Origin of the sequence: Streptomyces sp. NPDC058307 (genome assembly GCF_042880295.1) — a bacterium.
Taxonomy (GTDB): domain Bacteria; phylum Actinomycetota; class Actinomycetes; order Streptomycetales; family Streptomycetaceae; genus Streptomyces.
Genome location: NZ_JBHVYZ010000056.1, coordinates 23,445 through 41,972 on the forward strand (window position 1 = coordinate 23,445; position 18,528 = coordinate 41,972).

At 69.2% G+C, this 18,528-nt stretch carries 20 protein-coding genes, 2 tRNA genes and 2 pseudogenes; 12 read left to right on the forward strand and 12 right to left on the reverse strand.

The window, feature by feature from the left end:
* Window positions 1–23 precede the first annotated feature (23 nt).
* Entirely contained in the window at window positions 24–500 is a 477-nt protein-coding gene (locus ACFVYN_RS31350) for an SSI family serine proteinase inhibitor (protein ID WP_390004641.1), read from the reverse strand.
* A 153-nt stretch (window positions 501–653) separates the two neighbouring features.
* On the opposite strand from ACFVYN_RS31350, the gene ACFVYN_RS31355 reads away from it, so the two are divergent.
* A tRNA-Ser gene (locus ACFVYN_RS31355) sits at window positions 654–744 on the forward strand.
* 199 nt (window positions 745–943) lie between these two features.
* Window positions 944–1,016 (forward strand) — tRNA-Arg (locus ACFVYN_RS31360).
* A gap of 20 nt (window positions 1,017–1,036) precedes the next feature.
* On the opposite strand, the pseudogene ACFVYN_RS31365 reads toward ACFVYN_RS31360, so the two are convergent.
* A pseudogene (locus ACFVYN_RS31365) lies at window positions 1,037–1,255 on the reverse strand (hypothetical protein); the annotation flags it as partial.
* Here ACFVYN_RS31365 and ACFVYN_RS31370 point away from each other — a divergent pair.
* Together ACFVYN_RS31370 and ACFVYN_RS31375 are read left to right on the forward strand one after the other, a co-directional pair.
* Window positions 1,233–1,437 (forward strand): annotated as a pseudogene (locus ACFVYN_RS31370) (ATP-binding protein); the annotation flags it as partial. The pseudogenes ACFVYN_RS31365 and ACFVYN_RS31370 sit on opposite strands and share 23 nt — an antisense overlap.
* The gene (locus ACFVYN_RS31375; protein ID WP_390004644.1) at window positions 1,431–1,814 is read left to right on the forward strand and encodes a hypothetical protein; all 384 of its coding nucleotides are present in this window, start codon (window positions 1,431–1,433) and stop codon (window positions 1,812–1,814) included. The pseudogene ACFVYN_RS31370 and the gene ACFVYN_RS31375, both read left to right, overlap by 7 nt.
* Before the next feature lie 18 nt (window positions 1,815–1,832).
* Here ACFVYN_RS31375 and ACFVYN_RS31380 read toward each other — a convergent pair whose 3' ends face one another.
* The 5 genes from ACFVYN_RS31380 to ACFVYN_RS31400 form a co-directional block, all read right to left on the reverse strand.
* Window positions 1,833–2,267 carry a hypothetical protein gene (locus ACFVYN_RS31380; protein ID WP_390004646.1) on the reverse strand — a complete coding sequence of 145 codons (435 nt, stop codon included), beginning with the start codon at window positions 2,265–2,267 and terminating at the stop codon, window positions 1,833–1,835.
* Window positions 2,268–2,694: 427 nt separating this feature from the next.
* Entirely contained in the window at window positions 2,695–3,123 is a 429-nt protein-coding gene (locus tag ACFVYN_RS31385; protein ID WP_390004648.1) for a DUF6000 family protein, read from the reverse strand.
* Between the two features lie 567 nt (window positions 3,124–3,690).
* Window positions 3,691–4,092: a PIN domain-containing protein gene (locus ACFVYN_RS31390; RefSeq protein WP_390004650.1), complete on the reverse strand. Its 402-nt coding sequence runs from the start codon at window positions 4,090–4,092 to the stop codon at window positions 3,691–3,693.
* On the reverse strand, window positions 4,089–4,337 hold the full coding sequence (locus ACFVYN_RS31395) for a hypothetical protein (protein ID WP_019887678.1): 249 nt from the start codon (window positions 4,335–4,337) through the stop codon (window positions 4,089–4,091). Before ACFVYN_RS31395 ends, ACFVYN_RS31390 begins: the two co-directional genes overlap by 4 nt.
* Window positions 4,338–4,444: 107 nt before the next feature.
* The gene (locus ACFVYN_RS31400) at window positions 4,445–4,756 is read right to left on the reverse strand and encodes a calcium-binding protein (RefSeq protein ID WP_390004653.1); all 312 of its coding nucleotides are present in this window, start codon (window positions 4,754–4,756) and stop codon (window positions 4,445–4,447) included.
* Between the two features lie 809 nt (window positions 4,757–5,565).
* Here ACFVYN_RS31400 and ACFVYN_RS31405 point away from each other — a divergent pair.
* Window positions 5,566–6,024: a hypothetical protein gene (locus tag ACFVYN_RS31405; protein WP_390004655.1), complete on the forward strand. Its 459-nt coding sequence runs from the start codon at window positions 5,566–5,568 to the stop codon at window positions 6,022–6,024.
* A 186-nt stretch (window positions 6,025–6,210) separates the two neighbouring features.
* Here the strand turns inward: ACFVYN_RS31405 and ACFVYN_RS31410 are convergent, their stop codons facing one another.
* From ACFVYN_RS31410 to ACFVYN_RS31430, 5 genes are all read right to left on the reverse strand, one after another.
* A complete protein-coding gene (locus ACFVYN_RS31410) occupies window positions 6,211–7,005 on the reverse strand; it encodes a MerR family transcriptional regulator (protein ID WP_390004658.1) in 795 nt (264 codons plus the stop codon).
* 15 nt (window positions 7,006–7,020) lie between these two features.
* Window positions 7,021–7,782, reverse strand: a complete 762-nt coding sequence (locus tag ACFVYN_RS31415) for an ABC transporter permease (RefSeq protein ID WP_390004661.1) — start codon at window positions 7,780–7,782, stop codon at window positions 7,021–7,023.
* The gene (locus ACFVYN_RS31420; protein WP_390004662.1) at window positions 7,779–8,588 is read right to left on the reverse strand and encodes an ABC transporter ATP-binding protein; all 810 of its coding nucleotides are present in this window, start codon (window positions 8,586–8,588) and stop codon (window positions 7,779–7,781) included. The genes ACFVYN_RS31415 and ACFVYN_RS31420 overlap by 4 nt, the downstream gene beginning before the upstream one ends.
* Before the next feature lie 364 nt (window positions 8,589–8,952).
* On the reverse strand, window positions 8,953–9,465 hold the full coding sequence (locus tag ACFVYN_RS31425; RefSeq protein WP_390004664.1) for a GtrA family protein: 513 nt from the start codon (window positions 9,463–9,465) through the stop codon (window positions 8,953–8,955).
* Window positions 9,466–9,620: 155 nt separating this feature from the next.
* On the reverse strand, window positions 9,621–10,109 hold the full coding sequence (locus ACFVYN_RS31430) for a MarR family winged helix-turn-helix transcriptional regulator (RefSeq protein WP_390004667.1): 489 nt from the start codon (window positions 10,107–10,109) through the stop codon (window positions 9,621–9,623).
* An 81-nt stretch (window positions 10,110–10,190) separates the two neighbouring features.
* On the opposite strand from ACFVYN_RS31430, the gene ACFVYN_RS31435 reads away from it, so the two are divergent.
* The 7 genes from ACFVYN_RS31435 (at window position 10,191) to ACFVYN_RS31465 (ending at window position 18,413) form a co-directional block, all read left to right on the forward strand.
* Window positions 10,191–10,583, forward strand: a complete 393-nt coding sequence (locus tag ACFVYN_RS31435) for an HGxxPAAW family protein (protein WP_390004670.1) — start codon at window positions 10,191–10,193, stop codon at window positions 10,581–10,583.
* Window positions 10,584–10,688: 105 nt separating this feature from the next.
* Complete coding sequence (locus ACFVYN_RS31440) at window positions 10,689–11,564, forward strand: DUF2797 domain-containing protein (protein WP_390004672.1); 876 nt, start codon at window positions 10,689–10,691, stop codon at window positions 11,562–11,564.
* A 17-nt stretch (window positions 11,565–11,581) separates the two neighbouring features.
* A complete protein-coding gene (locus ACFVYN_RS31445) occupies window positions 11,582–12,073 on the forward strand; it encodes a hypothetical protein (RefSeq protein WP_390004674.1) in 492 nt (163 codons plus the stop codon).
* Between the two features lie 235 nt (window positions 12,074–12,308).
* A complete protein-coding gene (locus ACFVYN_RS31450) occupies window positions 12,309–13,049 on the forward strand; it encodes a response regulator transcription factor (protein WP_352391370.1) in 741 nt (246 codons plus the stop codon).
* Window positions 13,046–14,698: an ATP-binding protein gene (locus tag ACFVYN_RS31455; RefSeq protein ID WP_390004677.1), complete on the forward strand. Its 1,653-nt coding sequence runs from the start codon at window positions 13,046–13,048 to the stop codon at window positions 14,696–14,698. Before ACFVYN_RS31450 ends, ACFVYN_RS31455 begins: the two co-directional genes overlap by 4 nt.
* Before the next feature lie 14 nt (window positions 14,699–14,712).
* Window positions 14,713–16,209: a glycosyltransferase gene (locus tag ACFVYN_RS31460; protein WP_390004680.1), complete on the forward strand. Its 1,497-nt coding sequence runs from the start codon at window positions 14,713–14,715 to the stop codon at window positions 16,207–16,209.
* Window positions 16,209–18,413: an ArnT family glycosyltransferase gene (locus ACFVYN_RS31465; protein ID WP_390004683.1), complete on the forward strand. Its 2,205-nt coding sequence runs from the start codon at window positions 16,209–16,211 to the stop codon at window positions 18,411–18,413. Before ACFVYN_RS31460 ends, ACFVYN_RS31465 begins: the two co-directional genes overlap by 1 nt.
* The last annotated feature ends 115 nt before the right edge of the window (window positions 18,414–18,528 follow it).

Sequence of the window (18,528 nt, forward strand, 5' to 3'; positions counted from 1 at the left end):
AACGTGTGACCGCATCCCGGTGGCTACGTGTCCATGCTGGGGAGGAGCGGCACGAACCGGTCCCAGCGCGCGGTCTCGCACCCGTTGCTCCGGTCGAACCGGGCGTCCACGGGGCGCCCGGCCCAGGTCCCCGTGACATGGGCGGTGGCGGGACCGCCGTAGAGCATCGTGCAGACGCTGCCCTCGGGGACGGGCGCGAAGGTGTCCTTCCCCCACCGCGTGTTCCGCTCCAGCGCGGCGCAGGCGCCGGAGGGGTCGGGGTGGGTGCCGCGGGAGGGGTGACAGTGGAGCTCGAAGGTCTGGAAGGTTTTGTCGGCACCGGTGCCCGTGTCTCTGATGGTGACGGTGAGGTGGTCGCCGGTCCCGGTGTACGCCGATGCGGGGGCGGGCTGCGCGAGGGTGGCGAGGAAGAGGGGGAGCGGGCTCAACCGAGCGAGCCGGCCGAGCCGGGGGAGTCGGGTGAGTCGGGGGAGCCGGGGGAGCCGGGTGACGTATGACATGCCCTGACTAACGGTGGACGCGGCCGTACGTTGCGCGGAGGCACTTTGCCCTGCGCCCCGCGCGCCTAGTACCGTGGGAACCGATTGGTGGCACGACCTTCGACTGTGTCATCATCTGCACGCACCACTCGCGCTCGCGCGGGCGGCTGTGCTGGAGGCGTCGCCTAGTCCGGTCTATGGCGCCGCACTGCTAATGCGGTTTGGGACTTACATCCCATCGAGGGTTCAAATCCCTCCGCCTCCGCGCAAGATCACCGAAGCCCCGGTCCGAGCGACCGGGGCTTCGTCGTTCCCGGCCGTTCCCGATCTCGCTCAGATGTACGTTTCCGCAGCTCACAAGGGGTAGGGCAAACGGATTTCACATGGGAGCGGCAGTCATGTAATGTTCTTCCTGTCGCCGCGAGCGGCCCGGAAGGGCAAGGAACGGCAAGAAAACAGAACAAGCACTCGTAGCTTAACGGATAGAGCATCTGACTACGGATCAGAAGGTTGCAGGTTCGAATCCTGCCGAGTGCACACAGGTCAAAGGCCCCGGATCACTCCGGGGCCTTTGGCGTTTCATGGATGTACAGCAGCGAAGTACAGCAACCGCGTCCACCGGTACCGCCCATGGCGTCGGACAGCTGGCCGATCGCGGCGCGCACTTCCTCCTCGCTCGCTTCGGCGTAGACCTCCATCGTCATGGCGATCTGTGAATGCCGAAGGATGCGCTGGGCCACTTTCGGGTGGACCTTGAGTGCGACCAGCAGCGCCTTGTCAGTCACGGATGACGGCGGCGCCGGCACAGCCCCGAAGGTCGAGCACCAAGGCCAGGAGGCGGAGCACGGCCGGGGCCTGGGCATGGTCAGCGCGATCGCCCACCGGGTTGTGGTCCACGACAGCGACAGCGGCCACACGGTCACCGCGGAACTCTCGCCCGGGAGGCCACCCATGCTGATGGACAAGCCACAGCGCGGCTACTGGTGCGAGTGCTGGACCGAAGACCTCACCGAGGGAACAGGGCCGACGCTGCGAGGCTCGTTCGACGCGTACTCGGCACCCCAAGCCAGCAGATGGGTAGCGGTGGCCCTGCACACCATCTCTCCAGCACTCGACCCCGACGCATCGGACAAAGCGTGGGAGTGGCTCTATGACGGCCGCATCGAGACGGGACGAGCCCTCTTGCGGGCAGAGCCCTGCACGGTGACCGTCACCCATGCCACCACACGCATCACCTGGACGATCCGCCTCGTGATCTTCCTGCCCCTAGCCCACCGCCGGGGCGTCGAACTCCCCACCTGCGCGTACCACTTCACGCCCCTCACTGGTAGTTGATCGGCCTTCGCCAAGAGGTCAGCGTGACACCCGCCCGGCGGTGAACCCTTCGCCATCCTGGAACTCGATCAAGATGCCGCTGTCGACGAGGTAGACCCAGCACGCAGAGCAGCACTCCAATATCGCGTCGGCATGCGCCGCCACCAGGCCGGCCTCCAGGGCGAGCGAGGGCACCGCGAGATTCCCCCAGAACACAACTGCCAACTCATCCAGTCGACCCAGTTCGCGCAACAGCTCCTGGAGCTCCCCACCTGCGAAGGTTGGAGAGCTCCGGAGTACCTCAGCACCGCTCCAGTCCAGTCGAGATGACCCCACAGAACCGAAGTTGCTCAAGCTCAGCGCGGCAAACGTCCGGTCCTCGTCATAAGACAGCACCGCCACCGCATCTCCAACGGCCGCAAGGAGCGTCGCGATCACGTCAGGCTGTGTTCCGTAGCTGGCCTCAGCGCTCAAGACACTCCCTGCATCAACCGCCTCCTGTATTGCAACAGCTCTCAGGTAGCACACAGCCAAGCCGAGGCAAGCAGTGTCAAGCATCAGCTGAGGCCACAGCGTCAACCATCTACCGAGACAGGACACAGCCTCATCCAACCGACTGAGTTACAACTTTCTCTACTGGTTCAAGGCCCGCGCACGGCGCGGGCGCGCGCCGCCTCTGCGGCGCGGCCTGCCTCCTGTCTTCGCCCCGGCTGGCCGCGCCCGGCGGCGCGCTCGGCGGCTGCGGCCATGAAGTGGGAGACACCCTCTATGGCTGGGGCGGTCGGCTCCACGGCTTTAGGAGCCACTTTGGGGCGAGCCTCTAAGATCTTGGCCCCAACGTCGTGCTTCAACGGGCAGATCCACAGACTGCCCGACTCGTCATCAGCTTACGGGGCCAAGATCACTCGCCCCAAAGCAGCTCCAGCCCAAAGCCGCTCCACCGACCTTTCTGTACATATCGAATCAAGTGGACAAAGCGCATTCCGGACGCGCAGCGGCGAGGCTCTGCTCCAGGCTGGGGCGCATGCAGCGTATGAGGAACTGGGCGCGCGGGCTGGAGTTCGCCGAGACGATCCCGGAACTCGGATTTGCCGGCCACGGCGACGAGCCATGCTGCCGTCTTGCGCTCGCGCCACCCTCGGTCAAACAACGTATCCAGTTCACGAGGACTGATCTCACCGGCAGCCTGGCCCAGCTTCCGGAGGAACTTGGTTCGGTCGCGTCCGCTCATCCCGAGAAGGTTGCCGCCGAGTTTGAGGTACCGCCGGTCGGGCGTGACGTAGCGGCGGATCAGCTTGAGCGGCTCTTTCTCTTCGTCTGCGCAACGCATGGCAGCATCCTCGTATGGAGGAAGCCGTCAGACCAGCAATCTGGCAGGTGGGGCGCCTCAGCCGTGCATGCCCATCCGTCTCAGTTTCCGTCTCATTCAGCCCCGTTCAGGACTGTTCAGCCGAGACCCCGAGCCGTCACCACGCCGACGGTCAGCCGTCGATGAACGCAGGTGAACGTCCCCGTACACGGTTCATGAGCCCACCACCACAGTTGGAAAGCGTGTTGGGGGCAACCCCTCACGAGTTCGAATCTCGTATCCTCCGCAGGCGCCTGACCAGGCGAAACGAAGAGCCGGACCGCTCATTGCGGTCCGGCTCTTCGGCACGCCCTGGTTGCAGTTTCGGTTACATTTATAGGCGACATTTAGGACACATCCTCGAGCGGGAAAGGCGCACGCTCATGTCCTACAGGGCCACCGGCGCAGGCCCTGAGGAGCTTTGACGCCGAATGCAGTCATGCCCCCGCATCCGTCGGCGCCTCATTCACCCATCGCGGGCCGACCTGCGGCGGCTCTGGTTTCCGCGGATCCACTCGGTCTGTCCGTGGCCCCGGGACGATGCCGCGGTCATAGCCCGATCGTCCGGACCTTGCTGCCGCACAGCCGGGCCATGTCATCGACATCCGACGTGAGGATGGCGACCGGGCCAGGCTGGCGCAAGGCCGCTTCCGCGACGGTGGCGTCGATCGCGTACTTGTGTCCGTGCAGACCGGCGCCCTTGAGCAGTTGCGCCGCCGCCTTGGCCGCTGCCTCCGTGACCGGCTCCACCTTGACCCGGGAGAGCGCCCATTGCAGTCGGGCCAGGTTCACCCTGGCGTGACTCACCTCCACGATGGTGTTGGCGCTGACGACAAGGTCCGCTCCCATGTCGTGGAACACCTGGAACATCGCCAGAACCTTCCGGTCCTGCGCCACCCAGGCCGACAGCCCCTCGCTGTCCAGGACGACGGTCTCAATGTGCCCACTCACGCGGCGCTCGCGCCGCCGGCGGCCTGCGTCGTGCCGAAGATCCGCGCCCGCGCCTCGGCCAGCTCTTCCTCACTGAAGGCCCCGTGCTCGTCTGTGTGGCTGCGCAGGTCGGCCCCCAGGAGCTGGTGCCGGATCTGTCTGGCGACGGCTTCGGCCACGTAGCCGGAGACGTTGTCCGTGATCTTCTTCAGCTCCGCCACCTGCTCGGTGGGGAGTGTCACGGTGATGCGCGTGGTGTCAGCCATAGCCGTAAGCATACTGTGGTATGCGCGCTACACGCTGTCTGTTCCTCGCAGCCGGTCCCGTCAGCGGCAGTCGGGGCGACTGTCCGTTCGAGCAGGGGCTCACCAGTTCAGCGGGCCCAATAGCGGTATGCCTCGATCCATTGCGAGCCCTCGGGGGCGGGTTCCGGCAGCGGCAGGTCCAGAATTCCGATGTCCTGTCGGACCGCCCCTCGGGCGCAGCGGGCGACCACGCGCCCGTCCTCGGCCAGATCGACACCGACCACGCTCACCTCGACGCCGAGAACAGTCGTGGTGAACGGCACGGCAAGGCTCTCCTCGATCATCGTGAAGAAGCCGGTGAGCTGCTCATCCTCGCCGTAGGCGTCGACGGTGGCCTCTTCGACCAACGCCTCCAGCGCGGCTGGGTCCAAGGTGCTCATGGCCGCACCCTAGCGCCGCACCGTACGGTTGAGGACTGGTGTGTTCAGCAGCGGCATATCCGTCGTGGCGCCGTCGCCGGCAGTCAAGGCAAGGCCCGTGGTTGCCAGCGTGTGACCTTGCCTGGTGGGGTTCCGTAGTGAACGGCCCAGGGGAGGACCCGGCAAGCGACAGGGCGGAAGAGAGTGGCACGAGTCGTCGTACGAGAGCCGAGTACGGGCGCGAGGAGCGCGCTGCCGCTGGCCCGGCAGGAAATATCCGCCTTCGTGAGGGAGCTGCTCGGCGCCCGCTGGGCGGCGGTGTTCCGGCCCGGTGAGCCCGCCCGCCTTGGGCGACTGCTGCTGTGGAAACCGACCGGGGCAGCAGCCGGAGACAGTATGGCGCCCACCGGCCTTGAGACCGGGGCGGTGGAGCTGGTCCTGCCGCACGGCCGCTCGGTCAGGCGGCGCAGGGTCGAGGGTTACGCGCTGCCTGTCGCCGTCGCTGTCTCCGCCCTGGCCAATGCGGAGCCGACGCATCCCTCTGGCTTCGCCTGGCAGGCCGCCACTCGCTTCGCGCTGCGGCTGCTCGCGGACGGCCGCCTCTACCCGGCCCTCACCCCCGCCGGTTACGACACCTGGCAGGTGGGTCCCTTTACCGCCGCCCAGCGCCAGACGCTGGACGCCCTGGCCGCCGCCTTCCCGCCACACGCCCACTGCCTGCCCGAGCCTGGCCCTGCTCCGGTACGGATCGCCGAACCGGCTGCGCTGGTACGCCAGTTCTGCGACGCGGTCGCCGATGATCTGGTCGTACGCCGGCCGCGCCGCTCGCCATGGGAGCGCTGCCGTACGCCTGGCGCGAGGCCCGCGCCGTGCCCATCTTGCGTGAATGGGCCGAGGAAACCCAGGCGGCGCTCACCGCCGAGGTCAGTGTCTCCCTGCGCGTCGACGTACCCGAAGGACGCCGACGGCAGTTCCGGGCCGTCCTGCAACTGCATACCGCGGCGGATCCGGCGCTCGTCATCGAGGCCGCACGACTCTGGAGCGAGCCGACCGAAGTGGAGCGGCTGCTCGGCCCACGCGCCGAGACCGAGACCCTTCTCGCCCTGCGCCGCGGCGCCCGCGCGTGGCCCCCGCTGCGGAGGCTGCTCAACGATGCCGTTCCCGATCAGCTCCGGTTGACCGACCACGAAGCCTTCGATCTCCTGGGACCTTGTCAGGGAGGTACCGGGGTAGGCATACATGAAGTCCGGACGTGGCCGGAGCGCTGTACAGCCTGCAGTTCACGTTGAGGAGTCGCGGCGCGGTCCACGGACCGTAGCTGTGCTTCCTCCTCGCCCCTGTGCCAAGCAGCCGTTGATGTCTGACATCAGCGGCTGACACCAACAAGGTCACCACGGCCATGAAGTACATCCACGCTGCCCACCCCCACCGCGCTGGCCCTCCTCCTAGGGTCACTCCAGGACCCGGACCTGCCTTCACGACGGCGGCAGCTCAGTACCGAGTCTCTCGGCAGGCACTCGCTCGATGCGGGTCCAGCCCCTCCACCCCCGCTCCTCCAGGATCGCCAACAGCCGCGCGGTGTGCGGTGAGGACTCGACCATGGTGGAGTCCAGCAGGTCCACAAACTGATCGTCGATGCCGTCATCGGCACCCACCTCGCCGGCCTCCACGGCGCGAATCATCAAGCGCTCCATGATGTCGGCGACCTCGACGATCCGCGGATCGTTGGCCGGCCAGTCGAGTGCCCCGCTGAGAAGGCTGTAGAGCTTCACCATGTCGGGGTCGTCCAACTCCTCGTGTTTCTTGGCGATCACGGCGTCGATCGAGTGCGGCACCTGGGCGGCAATCATGATCCAGGCGTCCCGCTCCATCTCGATGTACCGCTCCTCAACCCCGAGACCGCGCAGCCGGCCGAGGTAGTCCACGACGCTGTGCGGAAGCGCCAGGTGCTCTCCGGCGGCGAGCCTGGCGAGGCGGCTGCGGGTGTCCTGCAGCCGCCGGATCTCGGCACGCAGGGCCTTGTCGATCTCCTGGACGCCACCCGCGAACTCCTCCGGGCCGGCGTCGAGGAGTTCCTGCACCCGGGCCAGCGGCACGCCGGCGTCTGCGAGGGTGCGGATCCGGATCAGTCGCACGACCGCGGCAGCACCGTAGGTCCGGTATCCGGACCGGTCGCGCTCGGGCTCGGGCAGCAGCCCGATCCGGTGGTAGTGGCGTACCGCCCGCACCGTCACCCCGGCGTACGCCGCAAGCTGGCTGATGGTGAGCATGGGTCTCAGACTGCCTCAGGCGATCTTCCGGCGATAGGCGGCCATCGCGAAGATGTACGCCACGACGAGGATGCCGACGCACCACGCGAGGGCGGTCCAGATCTCGTCGCCGACCGGCTGCTCGGCGAACAGGTTGCGGATCGTGTTGACGATCGACGTCACCGGCTGATGTTCGGCGAACCAGCGCACCGGGCCGGGCATCGTCTTTGTGGGCACGAACGCCGAACTGACGAACGGCAGGAAGATGAGCGGGTACGCGAACGCGCCCGCTCCCTCGACCGACGACGCAGAGAGCCCGGGGATCACGGCGAGCCAGGTCAGCGCCAGGGTGAACAGGAGCAGGATGACGGCAACCGCGAGCCATGCCGACACTCCTGCCCCGGAGCGGAAGCCCATGAGCACAGCGACGCCGACGACCAGCACGAGGGCGATCAGGTTCGCGACCAGAGAGGTGACGACGTGGGCCCACAGCACACCCGACCGAGCGATCGGCATGGACTGGAAGCGTTCGAAGATCCCGCTCTTCACATCGGTGAACAGCCGGTACGCGGTGTAGGAGATGCCGGAGGCGATGGTCATGAGCAGGATGCCGGGCAGCATGTAGTTCACGTACGGAACCGACCCGGTATCGATTGCGCCACCGAACACGTACACGAACATCAGCATCATGGCGACCGGCGTGACGGCGGTCGTGATGATGGTGTCCATGCTGCGTGTGACATGGCGCAGGGTCCGCCCCGTGAGCGCGGCAGTGTCGTTGAAGAAGTACGTGGTCATCCTTGCCCCCCAGATGTCGTGCCAGTGACGTCGCTCTTGTCGCTGCCGCCGATGACTGCGAGAAAGATTTCCTCAAGAGTCGGCTGCTTCTCGACGTACTCGACCTTGGGTTGTGGGAAGAGCTGCTTGAGCTCGGTGAGGGTGCCGTTCACGATGATCCGCCCCTGGTGGAGGATCGCGATCCGGTCGGCCAGCTGCTCGGCCTCGTCCAGATACTGCGTGGTGAGCAGCACCGTAGTTCCGTGGCCGGCGAGCTCCTTGACCGCCTCCCACACCTCGATGCGCGCCTCGGGATCGAGACCGGCCGTCGGCTCGTCCAGGAAAATTACCGGCGAATTCCCGATAAGGCTCATCGCGATGTCCAGCCGGCGGCGCATCCCACCCGAATACGTGGACACTCTCCGCGCGCCCGCCTCGCGCAGCGAGAAACGCCTCAGCAGGACGTCCACAGTTGCGCCAGGGTCCTTGATGTGGCGCAGCCTGGCGACCAGGGCGAGGTTCTCCCGACCGCTGAGGATCTCGTCGACGGCCGCGAACTGTCCGGTGAGACTGGTGGACTCCCGCACGTTCGCCGCTTGCGTGGCGACGTCGAAGCCATTGACGCTCGCCGCCCCCGCGTCGGCCTTCAGGAGCGTGGCGAGGATCCTCACGGTCGTGGTCTTGCCCGCCCCGTTGGAACCGAGCAGGGCGAAGATGCTGCCCGGCACCACGTCGAAGTCCACACCGCGCAGCACTTCGAGCTTCCCGTACGACTTCCTGAGACCTTGCACGCGAATCGCCGGACCGGCGATCGATTGGGCTGTCATAGTCAGCTGCCTCCTTCGCGGAGCTGTTCCAGGCGACTGCGCGGAAGCTCCTCCCGGAAGGATGGAGGGTTGACCCAGCGTCAGGGTCAAGCCCGCTTCCGACCACAGCACTCAGATCGCCGACCGACCAGACACACCGCCGCGATGACGGCTCGCCCCGAGTTCGTTCGGCCGCGAACCCGCCCTACTCAGAGTTGCCGGTGAACCACTCACGCGTCGGTTCCTGGAGTCGTACGAGGGCGCGGTGGTCCGTGAACTCGCCGAGGAGCGGAAGTGTTCGGGGCGCCGCGCCTTGGCTTCAGGTTCCTGGTTCCTGCGCGACTGGACCCCGGCAGCGAGCCGGTGGACCCCGCCGACAGCCTGTTCAGCAGGCGGTGCTCACCGTGGCCCGCGGCAGGGTCGGGCGGGGCAGGGCGAGCGTCCGGGGCGGGCGGTTGTCCTTGCGGGGGTTCCCGAAGACGAACAGGCGCAGGACCAGGAAGCGGCCGATGCCGGCCAGGGCGGAGGCGCTCAGGTAGGCGGCCTGTTCCGTGAGCATGCTCGGGGAGGACTGGACGGCGTGCAGGAGGAACATCGCGGCGCAGGTGACCGCGTATGCGGCGGCCGCCGAGCCGGAGGACTGCAGGTGCCGGCGCCAGCCGGGGCGGCGGCCGGTGCCGAAGGTGAACAGGGCGTGCAGTTCGGTGCACAGGAGCGTGGAGGCCAAGGTGATCACCGCGTTCGCCATCGCCCACGGCACCGTCAGCGCCACCAGCGGTACGGCGAAGCTGGAGAGCACGCCGATCCCGCCGCCGCAGACGACGAAGCGCACGAAGGAAGCGAGCGGACCGGGGGCCGTCGTGGGGGACCCGGTCCGGTCGGCCGTCTGCGGCTCCATGGGGTGTCCTCCGGCTCGGCACTGGCTTGTCGGTCCGCTTGATCCCGGGTGGATCAGCTGCGGTCAACGATGCCGTCGCGGGCTCGCCGAAACGATGGAGTGGTCTCCCGGACCGAAGGTAGGGCTGGCTCCACCCCCGGGGTGGGGAGGCCCCACTACTCGCCCTTCGCGTCCTTGGCCCGCAGTTCCTCGATATAGGAGAGCGCGAGGTTCGTCGAACGGCTGAACCAGTCGTGGAGTACGGCGATCTCGTCGGCCGAGTACTGCGCGAAGACGGCGTCGAGGCGGTCGTAGTACGGCTGGTAGAGGGCGACGACCTTGGCCACGGCGTCGGGGAGCGCGGCGACCCGGACCCGGCGGCGGTCGGCTGGGTCGGGGACGCGGGTGACGTAGCCGGCGCGCTCCAGGCGGTTGAGGATGCCGGTCACCGCGCCGGTGGTGACGTGGGCGTGCTCGGCGAGGTCGCCCGCGGTGAGGAGGTCCTCGCCGGCCTTCAGGACGCAGGCGAAGCTCAGCAGGTCGGTGACGTTCAGGCCCAGCCGCTGGGCCATCTCCTGCTGGCCGAGGTGGGCGGTGGCGATGAAGAAGTCCATCGCTTCCAGTGCCTGGGCCGGAGTGGCGGAGGGGCGGGACTCGGCGTGCATCGGATTCCTTATTCCCTTAGTACGTGAGAGGTATCTGCGGTAAATTTCTTAGGAGGTGAGACAAATGGCAGAGGGGGATCTGTGAGCGCACATCAGTATGACGAGGGGCACACGGTCGCGGGGTGGACCGGAGTCGGCATCGCCGCCCTGGGGACGTCCGTCCTGGGGCTGGGAGTGTGCGTGGTGTCCGGCGCGCTGATCGCCGTCGGACTCGTGGTCACCGTGGCGAGCGCCCTCGTGACCTGGGCCCTGCACCTGGCCGGCTGGGGCAAGCCGCCGGGGCGCCGGCCGCGTGAGCAGTGGGGGATGCGGGTGCGGGACACGAGCGCGCGCGAGGGGCATCCAGGGTGCGTCGGGTGCCGGATGGCAGGGCGGGGCGGCCCGCGGGCCGCAGTGGTCGGGGCGAGGCCCGGGGTGGTCGGGACGAGGGCCGCGGCGACGGCGGAAGCGGTGTCCGTGGAGCCGGTGGGCTGACCTGGCCTCGAGTTCACATGCGCGACTCCTGTCGGCCGGAGGGTCACGACCACCGGGACCGCGTACCAGGAGCAATGTCAGTGGTGCCCCCTACCCTCGTGAGAGATGGCACAGGGATGGAAGTGCTCGGGGTTGTCGTGGTCGGCCGACGGGCCCGTGCTGCGGTGGGACGGCGGGCGGCGCAGTGCGCTGACCTGGGGGAAGCGGGTGGCCTTCGGGGTCGCGGAGGGGGGTGGGCGGACATGTGTGGGAGCGCGGGGGCACGCGTGTCCGGCGCGGGCCGCGGTGTCGGGGCGGAGCACGGGGGCGCGGTGCGAGGAGTGTGCGCGGCTGGACCGGGCGCACTCCGTGGCCGCCGACACCCTCGCGGACGACCCCCGCCCGTACCGGGTATATCTGGCGTGGTTCGGGCCCGGCATGGTCAAGGTCGGCATCACGGCTCACCAGCGGGGCTCCGCGCGCCTGTTGGAGCAGGGTGCCGTCTGCTTCAGCTGGCTCGGCACCGGCCCGCTCATGGCCGCGCGGCGCACCGAGGAACTGCTGCGGGCGGCGCTCTCGGTACCCGACCGCATCCCGTACGGGGCCAAGCGGGCCGTACGGTCCGTCCTGCCGGGGTCGGCCGCCGAGCGGGCCGCGGAGCTCGCCGAACTGCACGCGCGGGCGGTGGCGCTGGGCGGCTGGCCGGAGTCCCTGGACCGCGCGCCGTACGAACCGGTCGACCACGTCGAGGTCTTCGGCCTCGCCGGGCTGCCCGCCGCCGTGGGTGAGGTGAGCGAGCTCGTCGCGGGCGGGTCGGTGGATGGGCGGCTCCTCGCGGCCGCCGGACCCGACCTGCACCTGGAGACCGCGAGCGGGGCAGTCGTCGTACTGGACACCCGGCTGATGACGGGATGGGGGCTGGTCCCTGCCGACGGGGCGGAAATCACCGTGCCGATGAGAGAGTTCAAGGAGACGTCGGGGGTGCAGGACGGGTTGTTCTGACGAGGGGAGGGCCAGGGATGGACGTCACCGTGCAGTGGATACGCACGTCGTGGACGAAGCAGTCCCGTGGCGGTGAGGCCGCGACCAGAAGGAACGCGGCTCCGGTCGGCTTCGTTCTGCCGCCGTCCGCGGTGGGGCGGGACGGGGAGCCGTTCGTCCACGCGGTCCGGATGGACGAGCGGGACGACTTCGCACCGCACAACCAGCAGGGCGACAATCTCAGAGGGGTCGACGTCCAACTCCGTGAGGTGGACGGGCTGTTGCGGGTCCTGCCCAGGGTGAGGCCGATGTTCGGGGTGCCGCCCCGGCCGCGGCGGCGCCCGGCCGTGCGGCTCCAGCCCGGGCAGTGGGTGCGGTGGCGGCTCAACTACCGCTTCAGCAGCGCCGTGGGGATCCGGGACTGGTCGTACTGGCTGGACACCTTCAACATCGCCTACGGCCCGGTCGGCGCCGAGGTGTTCCTCGGGGCGCCGACGGTCGGTGTGGACGAGCAGGGGCCGGTCCGGTAGCGGGGAAGAACGGTAGCGGGGAAGAACCGTAGCGGGGAAGAACGGTAGCTGTCCGGGATGCGGCTCGATGCCTTGTCCGACCCGTCGGACATCTCGCCCCACCCGTCGGACACCCCGCCCGACGGGTCGAACAAGGCATTCCCCAGGTGTTCCCTGAGAGGCGCCTGTGTGTTTCTCAGCAAAATCACAGACTGCCGAAAGGGTGTTCTCAGGGGGCCCCGACATGGTGTCCACCATGACCACGACCTCGCCCCAGGGGCGCACCGAACTGCTGAGGCCGGACGGGAGCCCCGTCCGAGTGCTTGTGGTGGACGACGAGCTGTCGATCACCGAACTGCTCTCCATGGCCCTGCGCTATGAGGGATGGCAGATCCGGAGTGCGGGAGACGGCCAGGGTGCCGTGCAGACCGCGCGGGAGTTCCGGCCCGACGCCGTCGTTCTCGACATGATGCTTCCCGACATGGACGGACTGGCCGTCCTCGGGCGGCTGCGGCGTGAACTGCCGGACGTGCCGGTGCTGTTCCTGACCGCGAAGGACGCCGTCGAGGACCGTATCGCCGGGCTCACCGCCGGGGGTGACGACTACGTCACCAAGCCGTTCAGCCTCGAAGAGGTCGTGGCCCGGCTGCGCGGCCTCATCCGCCGCTCGGGTGCGGCCGATCGCCGCTCGGACTCCGTGCTGGTCGTCGGTGACCTCACCCTCGACGAGGACAGCCACGAGGTCTCGCGGGCCGGTCAGAACATCCACCTCACCGCGACCGAGTTCGAGCTCCTGCGGTTCCTGATGCGCAATCCCCGGCGTGTGCTCAGCAAGGCGCAGATCCTGGACCGGGTGTGGTCGTACGACTTCGGCGGCCAGGCCAACGTCGTCGAGCTCTACATCTCCTACCTGCGCCGGAAGATCGACGCGGGACGTGAACCGATGATCCACACCCGGCGCGGCGCCGGCTACCTGATCAAGCCCGCCGCCTCATGAGCGGGCGACGACGGCCGCGGGCGCAGAAGCGGGCAGGGCGAGCTGGCAAGCCGCGCACGCTGCGGACGCGGCTCGTCGTCGCGTCGGTGGTGCTGATCGCCGTGGTCTGCTCGGTGATCGGCACGGTGACCACACTCGCGCTGCGGTCCCATCTGTACGACCAGTTGGACGGCAAGCTGCGCGAGGCCGCGTCACGGGCGGCGCCGCGTGCTCTGCCGCCCGAGCGGCTCGACAACGGTGGCACCAACGACGACAAGAACACGAACAAGAGCGACGCGCCTGGTGGGCAGAGGAAGCGGCAGAACACCCCCGCTGACTTCGTCATCGGCCCGGGGCCGGACGGCACGATCGCGGCCAAGGTGGTCAAGGGCACCATCACCGACGCCAAGCGCGGGGTGAAGTCCGACTCCGACCAGAACTTCGACCTGACCGCCGAGAACCTCACGACCGCGCAGATCAAGGTGCTGAGCGCGGTCCCCAAGGACAACGAGCAGCACAAGGTCGAGCTCCCCGGCATCGGTGACTACCTCGTCCGGTACGCCACCAACGCCACCTCCGCCTACTACGTCGCCATCCCCACCAAGGACGTCGACGCCACCATCGACACCCTGATCCTCGTAGAGATCAGCGTCACCGCCGCCGGTCTCGGCGCGGCCGTCATCGCCGGTTACGTCCTCGTCGGGCTCGCCACCCGCCCCCTGCGCAGGGTCGCCAACACCGCCACCCGGGTCTCCGAACTGCCGCTGCACACCGGCGAGGTCAATCTGAGCGAGCGGGTTCCCGAGGCGGAGTGCGATCCGCACACCGAGGTCGGACAGGTCGGCGCCGCGCTGAACAGGATGCTGGACCACGTCCACGGCGCCCTGCACGCACGCCAGCAGAGCGAGATGCGGGTGCGGCAGTTCGTCGCCGATGCCAGCCATGAACTCAGAACACCGCTCGCCTCCATCCGCGGGTACGCCGAGCTCACCAGACGCGGCAGGGAGGAGGTCGGCCCCGACACCCGCCACGCCCTGGGCCGTATCGAGTCCGAGGCGGGCCGGATGACGCTGCTCGTGGAGGACCTGCTGCTGCTCGCGCGCCTGGACGCGGGGCGGCCGCTCCAGTTCGAGCAGACCGACCTCGTCCCGCTCGTCGTGGACACCATCAGTGACGCCCGCGCGGCCGGCATGGACCACAACTGGCGCCTGGACCTGCCCGACGAACCCGCCCTCGTCTCCGGCGACGCGGCCCGCCTCCAGCAGGTGCTCATCAACCTGCTCGGCAACGCGCGCAAACACACCCCGCCGGGTACGACGGTCACCGCGCGCGTGCAGCGCCGCGGGCCGTGGATGTGCGTGGACGTCGAGGACAACGGACAGGGCATCCCGTCCGACCTGCTCCCGCACGTCTTCGAACGGTTCGCGCGCGGCGACTCGGCGCGCTCCCGCGCCACCGGATCCACCGGCCTCGGCCTGGCCATCGTGCAGGCCGTCGCGACCGCACACGGCGGCGCGGTGACCGTGGACAGCGTTCCGGGGCGGACCGTGTTCACCGTGCACCTGCCCGCGGTCGGGCCCGTGGCCCCCCGTCCGGCGCCCGAAACCAACTGGCAATCGCACTCACAGGCACAGCACAGCGCCGCCATATGGGTGCGACAGGGGGCTTGACCAGAGTCGTTCCCATGCGAACCGACTCTTCTCCCGGCACCCTGCCGGCGCGGGAGCACCTCCCGGCCGGCGACGCCGGTACGCCTGTCCTGGACGTAGTGATCCCCGTCTACAACGAGGAGAAGGACCTCCAGCCGTGTGTGCGGAGACTGCACGAGCACCTCGAGCGCACGTTTCCGTACGCGTTCCGCATCACCATCGCGGACAACGCGTCGACGGACACCACTCCCCTGGTGTCGCGGCGGCTGGAGGCGGAGATCCCGGAGGTCAAGGCCTTCCGGCTGGAGGAGAAGGGGCGCGGCCGGGCCCTTCGGACCGTCTGGTCCGCCTCCGACGCACCGATCCTCGCCTACATGGACGTGGACCTGTCCACCGACCTCAACGCCCTGCTGCCGCTGGTGGCACCGCTGATCTCGGGCCACTCCGACCTGGCGATCGGCTCCCGGCTCGCCCGCAGCTCCCGGGTGGTGCGCGGTCCCAAGCGCGAGTTCATCAGCCGCGCCTACAACCTCATCCTGCGCGGCTCCCTCCAGGCCCGTTTCTCCGACGCGCAGTGCGGCTTCAAGGCCATCCGGCGTGACGTGGCGCAGGTCCTGCTGCCGCTCGTCGAGGACACCGGCTGGTTCTTCGACACCGAGATGCTGGTCATCGCCGAGCGCGCGGGACTCCGTATCCACGAAGTGCCCGTCGACTGGGTCGACGACCCCGACTCCACCGTCCACATCGTGAGGACGGCGACCGAGGACCTCAAGGGGGTGTGGCGGGTGGGCAAGGCCCTGGCGAGCGGATCGCTGCCGCTGGACCGGATCACCCGGCCGTTCGGTGACGACCCGCGCGACCGCGAGATCCAGGACGTGCCGAAGGGGCTGGCCCGCCAGCTCGTCGGGTTCTGTGTCGTCGGCGGTCTGTCGACCCTCTTCTACCTGCTGCTCTACAGCGGCTTCCGCCAGTTCGGCGGCTCCCAGACCGCCAACGCGCTGGCCCTGCTGGTCTCCGCGGTCGCCAACACCGCCGCCAACAGGCGCCTGACCTTCGGGGTGCGCGGGCGGGGCGGCGCCGTCCGGCACCAGGCGCAGGGCCTGGTCGTCTTCGGCATCGGCCTCGCGCTGACCAGCGGCTCCCTCGCCGCGCTCAACGCGGCCAGCAGCGACCCCGCGCACTCCACCGAGCTGGCGGTGCTGATCGCCGCCAACCTCGCGGCGACCGTGCTGCGCTTCCTGCTCTTCCGGGCCTGGGTCTTCCCGGACCGTGAGGACGACCAGCCCATGTCCACCGTCGTCACCACCCCCACCCCGGCCGAGCCGCAGCAGTCGTACGGGCCGCTGCCCCAGCGCCCGACGGCACACCAGTACGCCACGACGCCCCACGCCACGACGCCGTACACCCCGCCGTCCCCGTACGACACGACCGAGTTCCGCGCCGGTGAGGCCGCGGAGCAGCGCTCCTGGCAGGACGCCACCGTGCGGTTGCAGCCGGTGCGCCCGACCGACACCGACCCGAGGAACTCCTGATGACCACGCAGACCGACCGTCCGGCCCGGCAGGGTTCCGGGTGGGGTCCGGCGGCGACGGCCCCCGAGGTGCCGGTCGCTCCCCCCGCCCCCGACTCCGGTGAACCCCAGCAGCCTTTCGTCCGCAGACTGTGGCGCGGCCGCCCCGAGGACCCGCGCTGGGCCCGCCCGGCCTTCCTCAGCCTGCTGGCCGCGACCCTCCTGCTCTACCTGTACAACCTGAGCGCCTCCGGCTACGCCAACTCCTTCTACTCGGCGGCGGTCCAGGCCGGCAGCCAGTCCTGGAAGGCGTTCTTCTTCGGCTCGCTGGACGCGGGCAACGCCATCACCGTCGACAAGCCCCCGGCCTCGCTGTGGCCGATGGCGCTGGCGGTGCGCCTGTTCGGCCTGAGCTCCTGGGCGATCCTCGCGCCCGAGGTCCTCATGGGCGTCGGCACGGTCGCCGTCGTGTACGCCTCCGTGCGCCGCCGGTTCAGCCCCGCGGCCGGTCTGATCGCGGGCGCCGTGCTCGCGCTCACCCCCGTCGCGGCGCTGATGTTCCGGTTCAACAACCCCGACGCCATGCTGGCGCTGCTGATGGCGCTCGCCTGCTACTCCGTGGTCCGCGCCCTGGAGGACGGCCGCACCAAGTGGCTGCTGTGGGCCGGTGTCGCGATCGGCTTCGCGTTCCTCGCCAAAACTCTCCAGGCCTTCCTGATCCTGCCGCCGCTGGCGATCGTCTACGCCGTCTGCGCGCCGGTCTCCGTCAGGAAGCGGCTCGGTCAACTGGCCGCTGCCACCGGTGCGTTGGTCGTCTCCGGCGGCTGGTGGGTCGCGATCGTCGAGCTGTGGCCCGCCTCCTCGCGCCCCTACATCGGCGGCTCCCAGAACAACTCCTTCCTTGAGCTGACCTTCGGCTACAACGGCTTCGGCCGCCTGAGCGGCGACGAGACCGGCTCGGTCGGCGGCGGCGGCGGTGGCGGCACCGGCATGTGGGGCGCGACCGGCTGGGACCGGATGTTCAACTCCGAGATCGGCGGCCAGATCTCCTGGCTGCTGCCGGCGGCGCTGATCCTCCTGGCCGCCGGTCTGGTGGCGACCCGCAAGCTCACCAGGACCAGCGTCACGCGTGGGGCGTTCCTGGTCTGGGGCGGCTCGCTGCTGATGACCATGGTCGTCTTCAGCTACATGGCGGGCATCTTCCACCAGTACTACACGGTGGCCCTGGCCCCCTACATGGCGGCCGTGATCGGCATGGGCGCGGGCATCCTGTGGGAGAAGCGCGCCGAGCTGTGGGCGTCGATCACCCTCGCGGTCTCGGTCGTGGCGGCGGCGGCCTGGAGCTACGTCCTGCTCAACCGCACCTCCGACTACCTGCCCTGGCTGAAGTACCTGATCCTGATCGGCGGTCTGGTCGCCGCGCTCGGTCTGATCTTCGCGGGCCGCGTCAAACGGCAACTCGCCCTCGCGGCGGCCTCCCTGGGCCTGGTGGCCTCGCTGGCCGGCCCGACGGCGTACACGCTCAGCACCCTCCAGGAGGGCCACACCGGTTCGATCGTGACGGCGGGCCCGGCGGGCGCGTCCATGATGGGCGGCGGTCCGGGCGGCCGCGGGGGCCGGGGCGGCTTCGGCGGCGGGACGCCCGGCCAGCAGGGCCGGCAGGGCCAGCAGCAGAACGGCAACGGCACCACGCAGGGCGGCGGCACGGGCGGCTTCCCCGGCGGGGGCATGCCCGGGCAGCAGGGCCAGAACCAGCAGAACGGCAACGGCGGCACCCAGGGCCAACAGGGGCAACGGGGCGTCCCCGGCGGCCGTACGGGCGACGGTGGCGGCATGGGCGGCGGTGGCGTCGGCGGCCTGCTGAACGGCGCGAGCGTCACCGCCGAGGCCAAGAAGCTGCTGGAGACCGACGCGTCGAAGTACACCTGGGTCGCGGCGGCCATCGGCGCCCAGAACGCGGCGAGCTACCAGCTCTCCACCGGCGACCCGGTGATGGCGATCGGCGGCTTCAACGGCACCGACCCGTCCCCGACACTGGCCCAGTTCAAGAAGTACGTGGCGGACGGCAAGGTCCACTACTTCATCTCCAGTGGCTCCGGCGGCGGCATGGGCGGCAGCAGCAGCGGTACGTCCTCCCAGATCACCTCGTGGGTCGAGGCCAACTTCAAGAAGGTCACGGTCGGTTCGGCCACCTTCTACGACCTCACCCAGAAGGCGAGCGGCTGACGCCTCTCCCCGGCAGAAGGGGGGGGGCCCCCGCGGTGTGCCCCCGCGAACGGGGCTGGAGGGCAAGAACCATGAAACAACAATTTGAAAAAGTGTTAATAAATAAACAATAAAC

Excerpts from the sequence above, each read along its gene's own strand:
- ACFVYN_RS31350 (WP_390004641.1), bottom strand. The coding sequence starts at position 500 with ATGTCATACGTCACCCGGCTCCCCCGGCTCCCCCGACTCACCCGACTC.
- ACFVYN_RS31375 (WP_390004644.1), top strand. The coding sequence starts at position 1,431 with ATGCTGATGGACAAGCCACAGCGCGGCTACTGGTGCGAGTGCTGGACC.
- ACFVYN_RS31385 (WP_390004648.1), bottom strand. The coding sequence starts at position 3,123 with ATGCGTTGCGCAGACGAAGAGAAAGAGCCGCTCAAGCTGATCCGCCGC.
- ACFVYN_RS31395 (WP_019887678.1), bottom strand. The coding sequence starts at position 4,337 with ATGGCTGACACCACGCGCATCACCGTGACACTCCCCACCGAGCAGGTG.
- ACFVYN_RS31400 (WP_390004653.1), bottom strand. The coding sequence starts at position 4,756 with ATGAGCACCTTGGACCCAGCCGCGCTGGAGGCGTTGGTCGAAGAGGCC.
- ACFVYN_RS31405 (WP_390004655.1), top strand. The coding sequence starts at position 5,566 with ATGGGAGCGCTGCCGTACGCCTGGCGCGAGGCCCGCGCCGTGCCCATC.
- ACFVYN_RS31410 (WP_390004658.1), bottom strand. The coding sequence starts at position 7,005 with ATGCTCACCATCAGCCAGCTTGCGGCGTACGCCGGGGTGACGGTGCGG.
- ACFVYN_RS31415 (WP_390004661.1), bottom strand. The coding sequence starts at position 7,782 with ATGACCACGTACTTCTTCAACGACACTGCCGCGCTCACGGGGCGGACC.
- ACFVYN_RS31420 (WP_390004662.1), bottom strand. The coding sequence starts at position 8,588 with ATGACAGCCCAATCGATCGCCGGTCCGGCGATTCGCGTGCAAGGTCTC.
- ACFVYN_RS31425 (WP_390004664.1), bottom strand. The coding sequence starts at position 9,465 with ATGGAGCCGCAGACGGCCGACCGGACCGGGTCCCCCACGACGGCCCCC.
- ACFVYN_RS31430 (WP_390004667.1), bottom strand. The coding sequence starts at position 10,109 with ATGCACGCCGAGTCCCGCCCCTCCGCCACTCCGGCCCAGGCACTGGAA.
- ACFVYN_RS31440 (WP_390004672.1), top strand. The coding sequence starts at position 10,689 with ATGGCACAGGGATGGAAGTGCTCGGGGTTGTCGTGGTCGGCCGACGGG.
- ACFVYN_RS31445 (WP_390004674.1), top strand. The coding sequence starts at position 11,582 with ATGGACGTCACCGTGCAGTGGATACGCACGTCGTGGACGAAGCAGTCC.
- ACFVYN_RS31450 (WP_352391370.1), top strand. The coding sequence starts at position 12,309 with ATGACCACGACCTCGCCCCAGGGGCGCACCGAACTGCTGAGGCCGGAC.
- ACFVYN_RS31455 (WP_390004677.1), top strand. The coding sequence starts at position 13,046 with ATGAGCGGGCGACGACGGCCGCGGGCGCAGAAGCGGGCAGGGCGAGCT.
- ACFVYN_RS31460 (WP_390004680.1), top strand. The coding sequence starts at position 14,713 with ATGCGAACCGACTCTTCTCCCGGCACCCTGCCGGCGCGGGAGCACCTC.
- ACFVYN_RS31465 (WP_390004683.1), top strand. The coding sequence starts at position 16,209 with ATGACCACGCAGACCGACCGTCCGGCCCGGCAGGGTTCCGGGTGGGGT.